Raw genomic sequence first — 12,720 nt, 5'->3', positions numbered from 1 at the left:
GACCACGGTTCCCCCTACGGTTCCACGGGGTCCTCACTGGCGGGCGACACCCCCGTCCCCGACACCGGCGGCCAGGTCGCCACGGCGACCCGCACCCTGCCCCGACGCGATGTCCGGGCGCCCCGTCAGCGCCTGTCAGTCCACCACCCCGCCTTCGCGGCCCTGCCGACCGCTCTGGCGGTGACCTTCCTCAACCCGGCGGCCTACGTCGACGGCATCGTCGTCTTCGGGACGATGGCCAACCAGTACGACGACACCGGACGGTGGGTCTTCACCACCGGTGCGCTGGTCGCCTCCACACTGTTCTTCCTGGCCGTCGGCTACGGCGCCCGCCTGCTCAGCCGTCCCCTCTCCAGCCCACGGGTGTGGCGCTGGATCAACCTGGGGATCGGCCTGCTGATGATCGGCATGGCCGCACGCCTCGCCCTGGGCTGACCGGACCGGAACGGGTCAGAACGGGTTTCCGCCACCGACGGCCAGCCACAGCCCGGCGGCACCGACCAACCCGACGACCGAGAACACCCAGGCCGAGGCCAGCGGGCGGGTGGCCCACCCGCGCGAGACGTCCGCGGAGTAGCGGCCCGGGCCCGTGAACGTCAGCACCAGGCCGGCCAGGCCCGTCAGACCCCAGAACTGCACCTGGGGGCTGAGGGTGTAGGGCCAGTAGCCTGAATCCCAGATCGACATGTTGTGCAGCGCGAGGAAACCCGCCACCGCGACCGTCAGTGCGCTCCCCACCGGGGTGAGCAGCCCGAAGACCAGCAGTCCACCGGCCACGATCTGCGCGACCGGCACGGCGACCGCGAGGATGTCGGCGAAGTTGTAGGCCGACAGCATCTGCTCGAAGGCGCTGATTCCCGGGTCCCCACCGAAGGCGAACAACGTCTGCAGACCACGGACCACGAGCATCGCACCGATCACGACGCGCAGGATGAACAGGCCGAAGTCCAGGGTCCCCCTCCGCGGGTCCTCCACCACAGCACCACCTGCGGCATCGGCGGCAGGGCCCTCCGGGGAGACCGGCGACACCGGGGAGTACGCCGCGCTGTCGTCCTGCAGCGTACGCGGCTCCGCTCCTTCACCGGCTACACCTGCCGCGAAGACGGAGGTCTCCGGCGAGTCCGCGGTCTCACCGGACGCCGCCGGCGACACCTGCGCGTAGTCCGCGTCATCCGCGCCGCGGACGGTGCGACCCGCCCCAGCGGCGGCCGCCGACCCGCCGAAGGCGAGGGTCTGGTTCTGGTCCTCGTCACCGGTCGCGCCGTAGGCGGGGTCGGCGGCAGCGGCACCGAAGACCTCCGTGCGGGCGTCGTCGGACGGCTCCGGGGACTTCACCGGCTCCGCCGCGCGGGGCTCGATGCGCTGCGGGCGCGCCCGGCCGGACATCGCGTAGATGTCCCGCTTCGGTTTCGCGGCCCCCGCCTCGTCGGCCTCGGCGTCGGCGGAGCCGGCAGCGTCAGCCGTCTCCGTGTCGTCCGACGGAGCAGCGGAGCCGGTCTGCCCCGCGGAACCGCGGTCCGGCGGGACGACAGAAGTGTTCCCGGACGACGCCTCCCCCGCGACCTCCCCGGGTTCGTCCCGCCGCCCGTCCTGCTGCGGCACGGACAGAGGCCGGGTCACATCCGGGACATCGATACCGTCCACCGAGTCGATGGCGTCGAACAGGTCGTCGTCACCGTGGTCCACCCGGCCGGCCGCCGCCGTCGAACCGACGTCGCCCGACGTGACCGACTCGTCAACCTTGTCGTCCTTGCCGGCCTTGTCCGCCTTGTCCGCCTTGTCCGCCTTCCGGTCAAACAATCCCATGGTCTCCCACCTTCTGCGCCGCCGGCGTGGTGACCTCTGGCGCCAGATCTCGTGCTGGTCTGTGTGCTCGTTTCCGCATGGATACGTGGGTCAAGCCTAGGCTAGAACCCGGGCGCGACCGCGTAGGAACACGGTATGTCGCACCCCACCTGAACCAGGGACCACGACAGGCACGGCAGCCGTGACAGTCATGGCAGAGACAACAGACACAGACTCCAGACAGAGACACCAGGAGGTCACCATGGGCTACGTCGCCAGCGGCGCCGAAGGCTTCAACAGGGACATGAACTACATCGACGACCGTGTGGTCGCCGACCCGTCCGGATTCGACCCGAGGACGACCGCGTCAGGCCAGGGGTCCCCCTGGCCCGTCGAGGCCGGACGCTACCGTCTGGTCGCAGCGCGCGCCTGCCCCTGGGCGCACCGCGCGGTGATCGTCCGTCGGCTCACGGGGCTCGACGGCGCGGACGACCCGGGCCGGCCCGCGCCGCTGTCCCTGGGACTCGCCGGCCCCACCCACGACTGGAAGTCGTGGACCTTCGACCTGGATCCCGACTCCGTCGACCCGGTGCTGGGCGTCGGTCGACTACGGGACTGCTACCTGCACCGCTACGCCGACTACCCCAAGGGGATCACGGTCCCCGCCCTGGTCGACGTCGAGTCCAGGGCGGTCGTCACCAACGACTTCCGGACGATGGTCCGCGACTTCGTCACCGAGTGGACGCCGTTGCACCGCGACGGAGCGCCGGACCTCTACCCCGTCGGACTCCGGGAAGAGATCGACAGTATCGCCGACCGGGTGTTCCGCACCGTGAACAACGGCGTCTACAAGTGCGGTTTCGCCGGTTCACAGTCAGCCTATGAGAAGGCCTTCAGCGAACTCTTCGACACCCTCGACATGCTCGAGGAACGTCTCGGCGGACAGCGCTATCTGGTGGGAGAGCACATCACGCTGGCCGACATCTACCTCTTCGTCACCCTCGTGCGTTTCGACATGGTCTACCACGGGCACTTCAAGTGCAACCGGTACACGATCTCCAGCAGGCCGAACCTCTGGGGCTACCTGCGGGATCTCTTCCAGACCCCCGGTTTCGGGGACACCACCAACTTCGGTCAGATCAAGGACCACTACTACATCGTCCACACAGACGTGAACCCCACCGGGGTCGTGGCTGTGGGGCCTGACCCGGCGGGGTTCCTCTCCGTCCACGGCAGGGAGCGGCTCGGCGGCTCACCTTTCGGAGACGGCACCGCCCCCGCCGCTCCGCGACCGGAGGACGTCCGGCCCGGCGACGGGGCGTAGGCTTCGCGGGGCCTCCCGGCCCCGCGGGGTCTACAGTGCGGCGGTGATGGCCTCGACGGACTGCTTGGCGTCGCCGAGCAGCATGTCGGTGTTCTCGTTGAAGAACAGCGGGTTCTGCACGCCGGCGTACCCCGAGCCCATCGAACGCTTGAAGACGACGACCTTGTCTGCCTCCCACACCTTGAGCACCGGCATGCCGGCGATCGGCGAACCGGGTTCCTCGGCGATCGGGTTGACGGTGTCGTTGGCACCGATGACCAGCACCACGTCCACGTCACCGAAGTCGTCGTTGACCTCGTCGAGTTCCAGGACGATGTCGTAGGGCACCTTGGCCTCGGCCAGGAGCACGTTCATGTGGCCGGGCAGACGGCCCGCCACCGGGTGGATGCCGAAGGTGACGTCCACGCCCTGGCCGCGCAGCTTCTCCACCAGGGAGGCGACCGGGTACTGCGCCTGCGCCACGGCCATGCCGTAGCCCGGGGTGATCATGACGGACTTGGCACCCTTGAGCAGCTCGGCGGTCTCCTCCGCGGAGACCTCGGTGTGCTCGCCGTAGTCCTGGTCCCCGGCCGCGGCGGACTCGGAGCCGAAACCGCCGAGGATCACGGAGATGAAGGAACGGTTCATCGCCTTGCACATGACGTAGGACAGGTAGGCACCGGACGAACCGACCAGCGAACCGGTGATGATCAGCAGCGGGTTCGCCAGCATGAAACCGGCGGCGGCCGCGGCCCAGCCCGAGTAGGAGTTGAGCATCGAGACGACCACGGGCATGTCGCCACCGCCGATGGCGGCGACGAGGTGCACGCCCAGCGCCAGCGACAGCACCAGCATCACGCCCAGGATCGTCCAGGACAGCGCCGGGTTGTCGACGCCGGCGGCGATGAACACGCCCATACCGACCAGGGAGACGACGATGACCAGGATGTTGAGCAGGTTGCGGGCGGGCAGCACCAGCGGAGAGCCGCTGATCTTCCCCGAGAGCTTCAGGTAGGCCACGATGGACCCGGTGAGGGTCACCGCACCGATGAAGATGCCGAGGTAGATCTCACCGAGGTTGAAGCCTGCGACGGCCTCGTCCGAGCCGGACTTCTCGATGAAGGAGTTGACGCCGATGAGCACGGCGGCCAGACCCACGAAGCTGTGGAGCATGGCGATGAGCTCGGGCATGCCGGTCATCTCCACCTTGCGGGCCCGCGGGATGCCGATGGCGGCACCGACGAGCATCGCGACGGCGACGAGCAGCAGGGTGACGAAACCGCTCCGGTAGGCCTCGGGGTCGTTCTCCGAGGCGACGACGGCCTTGACGACGGTGGCGATCAGGGCGATCGTCATACCCGCCATGCCGAACCGGTTGCCGCGGGACGCCGTCTGCTGCTTGGCCAGTCCGGCAAGTGCCAGGATGAACAGCAGGGCGGCCACGATGTAGGCCAGGTTGGTGACCTTCTCCGTCCACTCCAGGACGGTGGGGTCCAGCACGCCGTCATTGACGGACGAGCCGGCTGCGAGAATCAGCTGGTTCATGTCAGTTGCCTCCCTCGAACATGGTGAGCATGCGCCTGGTGACGAAGAAGCCACCGAAGATGTTGATCGAGGCGACGACAATGGCGAAGAACGCCAGGACGGCCACGGCGATGTTGGACGAGCCGACCTGGAGTATCGCACCGACCAGGATGATGCCCGAGATGGCGTTGGTCTCACTCATCAGCGGGGTGTGCAGCTTGTGGGTCACCGCGGTGATCACGTAGAAACCGACCACGACGGCCAGCATCAGGACCATGTACTCGTCGGCGACCGCCATCGGGCTGGCGAGCACCAGGGCGATGCCCAGCACCCCGGCGAGCAGCTTCCACGGCAGGGAGGACTTCGCGGGAGCCTCCTCCTCGACAGCCGCCTCCTCGGCCTTCGGTGCCGGCGCGGGCGCCGCGGAGACCTTCACCGGCGGCGGCGGCCACAGGACGTCGGCGGACGAACCGCCCTCGACGGCCTTGGTCACGGTGATGCCACGCACGATCTCGTCCTCGAGATCGAGCACCGCCTGACCGTCCTTGCCCGGGGTGAGCAGCTTGAGCAGGTTGACCACGTTCTGGCCGTAGAGCTGCGAGGACTGTGCCGGCAGGCGGCCGGCGAGGTCGGTGTAGCCGATGATCTTCACACCGTTGTCGGTGGTGGTCACCTCACCGGGCACAGTGAGCTCGCAGTTGCCGCCGTTGGCGGCGGCCATGTCCACGATGACAGAGCCGGGCTTCATCTTCGCCACGTCCGCCGCCGTGAGCAGCACCGGCGAGGTACGGCCCGGGATGTTGGCCGTGGTGATGACGATGTCGGCGGCGGCGGACTGCTCGGCGTAGAGCTTCGCAGCGGCGGCCGCCTGGTCCTGGGTCATCTCCTTGGCGTACCCGTCATCGGACTTCTCCGAGGCGGTGGGGATGGCCACGAACTCCGCACCCATCGACTCGACCTGCTCAGCGGTCTCGGGGCGCAAGTCGGTGGCCTTGACCACCGCGCCCATCGAGTTCGCCGTGCCGATGGCCGCCAGGCCGGCGACACCGGTGCCGATCACGTAGACGGTCGCCGGCGGGACCTTGCCGGCCGCGGTGACCTGTCCGGTGAACAGACGTCCGAAGGTGTTCGCCGCCTCGATGACCGCACGGTAACCGGCGATGTTCGCCTGGGAGCTGAGCACGTCCATGGACTGTGCACGGCTGATCCGGGGAACGGTGTCCATCGCGATCGCGGTGACGTTCTTGTCCGCCAGTTCGGCGACGAGCTCATCGTTGCGGGCAGGTGCGAGTCGGGAGACCAGCATCGCACCGGACTTCAGTGCGGCCCGCTGGTCGGCGGACGGGGTGTCGAGAGTGGTGACGATGTCGGAGGACCATACGTCCTCACCGACGATCGTGGCGCCCGCAGCCTCGAACTGACTGTCGGGGAAGTTCGCCTGGTCACCTGCGCCGGCCTGGACGGCCACGTCGTAGCCGAGCTTGATCAGCTTGCCGACGGTGTCAGGCGTCGCAGAGACCAAGGTTTGCGGTTCCCGGGGGATACCTATGAGCAACGGAGGGCTCCTCTGGTGCGTGGTCGATCACTCCGGAACCACGGGGAGTCCTCCCGTAAGGTGGCGGGCGGCTCCATGCGTGTCCGGACGTCAACCCTGTCATTGGGTACACGTATGTTTACGTCCGGTTTATTATGCACATGTAGGTGACTCGCCAACAGGAGTTCCGGAATATTGTCCGGATCTTCCGCGCGGCTCCCCCGATTCACCCCCGAAATGGCGGAATCCCCACCCCCGACTCCGCTCTCGCGCCCTGATTTTCCGTTTCTCACCCCGAAGAAACATCAGTCGGGCTAACATTCGCTGCCCCGTGACGAAAAACGGCCCGTCCCTCGACCCGACTGCGGGTCGAGGGACGGACCGTGGACGGACCGGGCCGAACCGGGGCAGGTCAGCCCAGCTTGGTGGCGATGAGCTTGTTCACCTGTGCCGGATCGGCCTTTCCGCGGGTGGCCTTCATGACCTCACCGACGATGGCTCCGGTGACCTTCTTGTTCCCGGCCCGGTACTTCTCCACGATGTCCGGGTTCGCCGCGAGAGCGTCGTCCACGGCCTTCTCGATGGCGCCGTCGTCCCGGACGACCTCGAGGCCGCGCGCCGCGACGACCTCGTCTACGTCGCCTTCGCCGGCGAGGACACCGTCGACCGCCTTACGGGCGAGCTTGTTGGTCAGCTTACCCTCCTTCACCAGCGCGGAGACCCGAGCGACCTGGCCCGGAGTGATCTGCAGCCCGTCGAGGTCGACGCCCTCCTCCTTCGCCTTCTGCGACAGGTAGGCGACCCACCAGCTGCGCGCCTCGGCCGGGGTGGCCCCGGCCTCGACGGTGGCGATGATCAGGTCGAGTGCTCCGGCGTTGACGAGGTCACGCATCTCCTCGTCCTTGAGCCCCCACTCCTCCTGGATACGGGCCCGGCGGATCCAGGGCATCTCAGGCAGCGTCCCGCGGATCTCCTCGACCCACTCCGCCGGCGCCAGCACCGGGGGCAGGTCGGGGTCGTTGAAGTAGCGGTAGTCCGCCATGGTCTCCTTGACCCGGCCACGAGAGGTGGTCCCGTCGGCCTCCTGGTAGTGGCGGGTCTCCTGGATGATCTCCACGTCATTGACGATGCAGGCGGCCTGGCGCTGCATCTCGAAGCGCACGGCCTGCTCCACCGACTTCAGCGAGTTGATGTTCTTGGTCTCCGTGCGGGTGCCGAATTCCGTGGCCCCGACCTGCCGCAGCGACAGGTTCGAGTCGACGCGCATGGACCCCTGGTCCATGCGGGCGTCGGAGACCCCGAGCGCCTTGACCAGGTCGCGCAACGCGGTGACGTAGGCACGGGCGATCTCCGGGGCCCGCTCCCCCGCCCCTTCGATCGGCTTGGTGACGATCTCGATCAGGGGAATGCCGGCACGGTTGCAGTCCACCAGGGACGCCGTGGCGCCGTGGATACGACCGGTGGCGCCACCGAGGTGGGTGAGTTTGCCGGTGTCCTCCTCCATGTGGGCTCGCTCGATCTCGATCCGCCACGGGGTGCCGTCGTCGAGGACGATGTCCAGGTAGCCGTCATGTGCGATCGGCTCGTCGTACTGGGAGATCTGGTAGTTCTTCGGCTGGTCCGGGTAGAAGTAGTTCTTCCGGGCGAAGCGGGAGTACGGGGCGATCTCGCAGTTCAGCGCGAGACCGATCTTGATGGCCCATTCCACGCCCTGCCGGTTGACCACCGGCAGAGCCCCGGGGAGCCCGAGGCTGCAGGGGTCGACGTTGGTGTTCGGCGCGTCACCGAACTCCGCGGAGGAGGCGGAGAACATCTTCGTCCGCGTCGCCAGTTCAACGTGGACCTCCATCCCCATCACGGGGTCGAAGCGCTCGAGCACCTCGTCGTAGTCCATCACATCATCGGAGAAATCGTTCACCACGGCAGTCATGGTGAATCAGTCTAGTGGATGGTCTGCGCCGCGTCGCTGGGGCGGTCGGCTCTGCGGGCGGCTCTGCTGTCCGAGGCACGGCACAGGGCGGCGAAGACCGCCCCGGAGAGGTTGTGCCACACCGAGAAGATCGCCCCCGGCAGGGCCGACATCGGTTCCATGTGCTGGGCGGCGAGACCTGCCGCCAGCCCGGAGTTCTGCATCCCGACCTCGATGGCCATGGTGCGGCACACCCTCACCGGCTGACCGGTCACCAGGCCGGCACCGTAGCCGAGCGCCAGTCCGAGAGTGTTGTGGAGCATCACGGCGACCAGGACGAGCAGGCCCGCCTCGAGCAGGTTGTCACGGTTCCCGGAGACGACAATCGCCACGACGGCGGCGATCGCGATAACGGAGACCCAGGGAAGCGCCGGCAGAACCCGTTCGATCAGCGTCGGCAGGAAGAACCTGAACACCAGCCCCGCCACCACCGGGACCAGCACGACCTGGACGATCGACAGCGCCATGGAACCGCCGTCGAGCGGCATGTACTGCCCTGCCAGCCACAGGGTAAGAAGGGGGGTCAGCAGCGGCGCAAGCAGGGTGGACACCGAGGTCATCGCCACCGACAGGGCCAGATCCCCACGGGCCAGGTAGGAGACGACGTTGGACGCGGTGCCGCCCGGCGCGCACCCGACGAGAACCACGCCGGCCGCGATCGCCGAGGGCAGTCCCAGCACCCACACCACGAGAAGGGCGGCCAACGGCATGATCACGAACTGTGCGACGACACCGATGACCACCGGCAGCGGCCGCCTGACGACGAGCACGAAGTCACGGGGCCTGAGTGTGAGACCCATGCCGAACATGATCAGGCCCAGCAGCCAGTTGGTCCAGCCCGAGGTGGCGGCCGACAGGTCCCCGCCGCCGAGGAATCCGACGGTACCGCCGAGGATCACCAGCAGAGGGAAGCCGAGTGAGGCGATGTAGGCGCTACGGTCCTGCGCCGAGCTGACGGGAGCGTCGGGGACAGGGCGCTCAGGGTGGTCGGGCGTTTCGGGACGGTGGGGCTGCGGGGACGAGGAGGACATGGGGCTTTCCGGGGAGTCGGTCTGGGAAGACGGTCTGCTGCCGCACCTGGGGAGCGGGTCACGTCCAGGCACGGTGGTGAATTCTGACGGTGAGGATCACAGTACAACCGCCGTGACGTCCGGTTGCGCCGAGGGTGAGGATCCGACGCCGCCCTTGTGACGCGTGACACACCCACCTATACTTAACGGACCCACTAATTAAGGAGTTGGTTATATGGAGGATGTCACGGCCGACACCGACACCGAACCACTCACCCTGGTGTTCGCCGCACTCGCGGACCCCACCCGCCGCCAGATACTCGAACGGCTCACCGCCGGACCGAGCAGTGTGGGCGACCTCGCCGCACCTTTCCCCGTGAGCGCCCCCGCGATCTCCCGGCACCTGAGGGTTCTCGAACGTGCCCGGCTGATCACCCGGACCGCGAACGCCCAGTGGAGGACCATCTCGCTCCGCCAGCAGGCTCTCGACGAGGCTGCCCGGTGGATCGAGGAACAGCGAGAGTACTGGGACCGCAGGTTCGACGCGCTGGACGCGCACCTCGACACCATGAAGGAACGGCGCGACGCCGATCCCCCACCACCGCACCACACCAAGGAGCAGGAACAATGAACGACCACGCATCACCCACCACACCGGAATTCACGATCACCCGCACGTTCCGGGCGCCACGCGAACTCGTCTGGCGGGCGTGGACCGAGAAGAAGGAACTCGCCGCGTGGTTCGCACCCTTCGGGGTCTCGACGAACTCGGTGTCGGTCGACCTCCGTGTCGGCGGACGGTACGCCTACACGATGGTCAACGACAGCACCGGTGAGGAGTACCCCACCGGTGGCGAGTACCTGGAGATCACGCCCACGGAACGACTCGTGTTCACCTGGGGCGACCCGGACGCACCGGTGGACTCCGCGCCGGTGGTCAGTCTCACGTTCACCGATGCCGGACCAGACGGGCAGGACACGGAACTGGTCTTCCACCTCCGCGGCATCGCCGGACACCCCGGCGACGACCACGTCCACGACGGGTGGGACCAGGCACTGACCAACCTCGGCAGCCACCTGGAGGGGGCGCCCCTCCGGTGACCCGGTGACAGCCTCCGGGACCTCAGCCGATCAGCGCACCGACAGAGTCGATGCGCTGCTGCGGCACGACCTTGAGGTGACCGACGGCGTCGTCGAAGGACACCAGTTCGATCCGCTCCCCGTGCAGGGCCACGACCTGACCCGTCTCCCCCCGCAGCGCCGCCTTGGTGGCGTGCACGGCGTACCGGGTCGCCAGCACCCGGTCGAAGGCGGTGGGTGTGCCGCCACGTTGGATGTGTCCGAGCACGGTGGACCGTACGTCGGTGTCCAGCCTGTTCTCGATCTCGCGGGCGATCTTCGCCCCGATGTCGTCGAACTTCTGGTGTCCGAACTGGTCGATGTCACGCTCACCGATGTCGAACGTCCCCTCCTTGGGCACCGCACCCTCGGCGACGACGATGATACCGTACTTCTCCCCCAGCTCGAACCGCCGGGACATGCGCTTGCACACCTCGTCGATGTCGAAGGGGACCTCGGGGATCAGGATGTCGTGGGCCCCGCCGGCCATGCCGGCGTGCAGGGCGATCCACCCCACGTGGCGCCCCATCACCTGGACGATCATCACGCGGTTGTGCGACTCGGCGGTGGTGTGCAGCCGGTCGATGGCGTCGGTGGCCACCGCCACCGCCGTGTCGAAACCGAAGGTGTAGTCGGTGGCGTTGACGTCGTTGTCGATGGTCTTGGGCACCCCGATGACCGGCACACCGTTCTGGTGCAGCCACTGCGCCCCCTTGAGCGTGCCTTCCCCGCCGATGGCGATGAGCACGTCGATGCCGGCGTCCGCCAGGTTCTCCTTGACCAGGTCGACCGACTGCTTGAAGGTGGACGTCTTCAGCCGTCCGGTCCCCAGGATCGTGCCGCCGCGGATAAGGATACGGTCGATGTCCTCGTCGTCGTACAGCTGGACCCTGCGGTCCTCCACCAGCCCCTGCCAACCGTCCTCGTAGCCGACGACGGTCGCTCCACGGCCTGCCGCCGTACGGACGACACCCCGGATGACGGCGTTGAGTCCGGGGCAGTCCCCTCCACTGGTCAAGGTTGCGATACGCATGGCCACGATCCTAGTCAGCTACCTCCCCGGCTGCGACCGGTGCAGGTTGTTGGTGGACATCAGTGACGCGGTGACACCCACGACCATCATCGCGGCCGGGACGAGGACCGCCACCCCGAACGCGGTTCCGGGGTCGTCCACGGTCAGCCTCCACTGCATCATCGCTCCGACGGCCGCGACACCGAGGACGGAGCCGAGCTGCCGGGTCTGGTTGTAGACTCCGGACCCGGCACCCATCTGGTCCATCCGCAGATCACGCATCGTCGACGCCGAGTTCGGCGCCCACACCAGGGCGTTACCCACACCCAGGCCGACCAGTGGGGCGATCGTCCAGTAGTGGTGCACCCCGGAGGCCATGACCGCCGTCATCCCGGCGATGGACAGTGCCATCACCGCGAAGCCGGAGGCGCCGAGTCCGCGGGAACTGTACCTGTCCGTCATCCGGCCCACGACGGGTGAGAGCACCAGTGACGTCGCGGCCTGCGGCACGAGCATGATCCCGGCCTCCAGCGGAGTCAGTCCATGGACCTGCTGGTAGTACAGGGTGAAGGGAAGCGGCACACTGGCCACGGTGAAGCCCATGGCCACGATACCGACGTTGCCCAGGGAGAAGTTGCGCACCCGGAACAGGCTCAACGGCATCAACGGGTCACGGCCACGGCCCTCGGCGACCACCTGCTGCCGGACGAACATGGCGAAGAGCACGAGGGAGATCCCGATCATCGCCCAGATCCACCACGCCCAGTCCATGGTCTCCCCCTCCTGGAGCCCGAACACGAGCAGGAAGACCGCCGCCACGGACAGGACGATGGACCACGGGTCGATGCGCCGGGCCGCCGGCGGGAACCGCGGGACCCACCTGAGCACCGCGACGACGGAGACCACACCGATCGGCACGTTGATGAAGAAGACCCACTCCCAGCCGACGGTGCCGGTGATCAGTCCACCGAGCAACGGGCCGCACAATGTCGACAGCCCGGCGGTGGCTCCCCACACCCCCAGCGCAGAACCCCGCCTGTCCCTGGGAAAGATGCGGTTGATCACCGCCATGGTCTGCGGGGTCAGCAGGGCCGCCCCCAACCCCTGGACACCACGGGCGACGATCAGCTCCTCCACACTGCCGGCCAGTCCGCACCACAGCGACGACGCGGTGAACACCGCCATTCCGACGACGTAGACGTTGCGTGGGCCGAAACGGTCCCCGAGTCGACCTGTCACCAACAACGGTACCGCGAAGGTGAGCAGGTAGACCGAGGTGACCCAGATGACCTGGTTGTAGTCGGCGTGGAGCTGGCGCTGGAACACCGGCGTCGCCACCGCCACGATCGTCTGGTCGAGCAGGATCATGAAGAAGCCGGTGCACAGTGCGAAGAGTGCGGGCCAGGCGTCCTTCGCCGGCAGCGGCATCGTGGGGTACCGCCGGTCCGGACTCGCCGGGATGTT

At 67.8% G+C, this 12,720-nt stretch carries 11 protein-coding genes; 4 read left to right on the top strand and 7 right to left on the bottom strand.

The genetic code is table 11. The features are described from left to right. Positions 1 to 435 (top strand): LysE family transporter (locus tag Q0A34_RS05525; protein WP_291479008.1); only part of this gene is annotated, 435 nt, incomplete at its 5' end. A gap of 15 nt (positions 436 to 450) precedes the next feature. Here the strand turns inward: Q0A34_RS05525 and Q0A34_RS05520 are convergent. Beyond that, positions 451 to 1,806, bottom strand: coding sequence for a DoxX family protein (locus Q0A34_RS05520; protein ID WP_291479007.1), 1,356 nt, complete (start codon positions 1,804 to 1,806; stop codon positions 451 to 453). Positions 1,807 to 2,047: 241 nt separating this feature from the next. Here Q0A34_RS05520 and Q0A34_RS05515 point away from each other — a divergent pair, with 241 nt between their 5' ends. Further along, positions 2,048 to 3,109: a glutathione S-transferase C-terminal domain-containing protein gene (locus Q0A34_RS05515; protein WP_291479006.1), complete on the top strand. Its 1,062-nt coding sequence runs from the start codon at positions 2,048 to 2,050 to the stop codon at positions 3,107 to 3,109. A 30-nt stretch (positions 3,110 to 3,139) separates the two neighbouring features. On the opposite strand, the gene pntB is transcribed toward Q0A34_RS05515, so the two are convergent. From pntB to Q0A34_RS05495, 4 genes are all read right to left on the bottom strand, one after another. Further along, positions 3,140 to 4,633: a Re/Si-specific NAD(P)(+) transhydrogenase subunit beta gene (pntB, locus tag Q0A34_RS05510; protein ID WP_291479005.1), complete on the bottom strand. Its 1,494-nt coding sequence runs from the start codon at positions 4,631 to 4,633 to the stop codon at positions 3,140 to 3,142. Position 4,634: 1 nt separating this feature from the next. Beyond that, the gene (locus Q0A34_RS05505) at positions 4,635 to 6,167 is read right to left on the bottom strand and encodes a Re/Si-specific NAD(P)(+) transhydrogenase subunit alpha (protein ID WP_291479004.1); all 1,533 of its coding nucleotides are present in this window, start codon (positions 6,165 to 6,167) and stop codon (positions 4,635 to 4,637) included. A gap of 391 nt (positions 6,168 to 6,558) precedes the next feature. Next, complete coding sequence (gene gatB / locus Q0A34_RS05500) at positions 6,559 to 8,076, bottom strand: Asp-tRNA(Asn)/Glu-tRNA(Gln) amidotransferase subunit GatB (protein ID WP_291479003.1); 1,518 nt, start codon at positions 8,074 to 8,076, stop codon at positions 6,559 to 6,561. Positions 8,077 to 8,087: 11 nt separating this feature from the next. Beyond that, positions 8,088 to 9,146: a bile acid:sodium symporter family protein gene (locus Q0A34_RS05495; RefSeq protein ID WP_291479002.1), complete on the bottom strand. Its 1,059-nt coding sequence runs from the start codon at positions 9,144 to 9,146 to the stop codon at positions 8,088 to 8,090. Positions 9,147 to 9,360: 214 nt separating this feature from the next. Here Q0A34_RS05495 and Q0A34_RS05490 point away from each other — a divergent pair, with 214 nt between their 5' ends. Then, positions 9,361 to 9,756, top strand: coding sequence for a metalloregulator ArsR/SmtB family transcription factor (locus Q0A34_RS05490; protein WP_291479001.1), 396 nt, complete (start codon positions 9,361 to 9,363; stop codon positions 9,754 to 9,756). Beyond that, positions 9,753 to 10,226: an SRPBCC domain-containing protein gene (locus tag Q0A34_RS05485; protein ID WP_291479000.1), complete on the top strand. Its 474-nt coding sequence runs from the start codon at positions 9,753 to 9,755 to the stop codon at positions 10,224 to 10,226. The genes Q0A34_RS05490 and Q0A34_RS05485 overlap by 4 nt, the downstream gene beginning before the upstream one ends. A gap of 22 nt (positions 10,227 to 10,248) precedes the next feature. On the opposite strand, the gene Q0A34_RS05480 is transcribed toward Q0A34_RS05485, so the two are convergent. Beyond that, positions 10,249 to 11,277, bottom strand: a complete 1,029-nt coding sequence (locus Q0A34_RS05480; RefSeq protein WP_291478999.1) for an ATP-dependent 6-phosphofructokinase — start codon at positions 11,275 to 11,277, stop codon at positions 10,249 to 10,251. An 18-nt stretch (positions 11,278 to 11,295) separates the two neighbouring features. After that, a complete protein-coding gene (locus Q0A34_RS05475; protein ID WP_291479012.1) occupies positions 11,296 to 12,684 on the bottom strand; it encodes a DHA2 family efflux MFS transporter permease subunit in 1,389 nt (462 codons plus the stop codon). Between the last annotated feature and the right edge of the window lie 36 nt (positions 12,685 to 12,720).

The organism is Corynebacterium sp. (genome assembly GCF_022712195.1).
GTDB lineage: Bacteria > Actinomycetota > Actinomycetes > Mycobacteriales > Mycobacteriaceae > Corynebacterium.
Note: the sequence above shows the minus strand (reverse complement) of the source record. Positions and strands in the feature narration are given on the sequence as shown.

Bases quoted from the DNA above. Each gene is read 5' to 3' on its own strand.
- Q0A34_RS05520 (WP_291479007.1), bottom strand. From the start codon at position 1,806: ATGGGATTGTTTGACCGGAAGGCGGACAAGGCGGACAAGGCGGACAAG.
- Q0A34_RS05515 (WP_291479006.1), top strand. From the start codon at position 2,048: ATGGGCTACGTCGCCAGCGGCGCCGAAGGCTTCAACAGGGACATGAAC.
- pntB (WP_291479005.1), bottom strand. From the start codon at position 4,633: ATGAACCAGCTGATTCTCGCAGCCGGCTCGTCCGTCAATGACGGCGTG.
- Q0A34_RS05485 (WP_291479000.1), top strand. From the start codon at position 9,753: ATGAACGACCACGCATCACCCACCACACCGGAATTCACGATCACCCGC.
- Q0A34_RS05495 (WP_291479002.1), bottom strand. From the start codon at position 9,146: ATGTCCTCCTCGTCCCCGCAGCCCCACCGTCCCGAAACGCCCGACCAC.
- Q0A34_RS05475 (WP_291479012.1), bottom strand. From the start codon at position 12,684: ATGCCGCTGCCGGCGAAGGACGCCTGGCCCGCACTCTTCGCACTGTGC.
- Q0A34_RS05480 (WP_291478999.1), bottom strand. From the start codon at position 11,277: ATGCGTATCGCAACCTTGACCAGTGGAGGGGACTGCCCCGGACTCAAC.
- Q0A34_RS05490 (WP_291479001.1), top strand. From the start codon at position 9,361: ATGGAGGATGTCACGGCCGACACCGACACCGAACCACTCACCCTGGTG.
- gatB (WP_291479003.1), bottom strand. From the start codon at position 8,076: ATGACTGCCGTGGTGAACGATTTCTCCGATGATGTGATGGACTACGAC.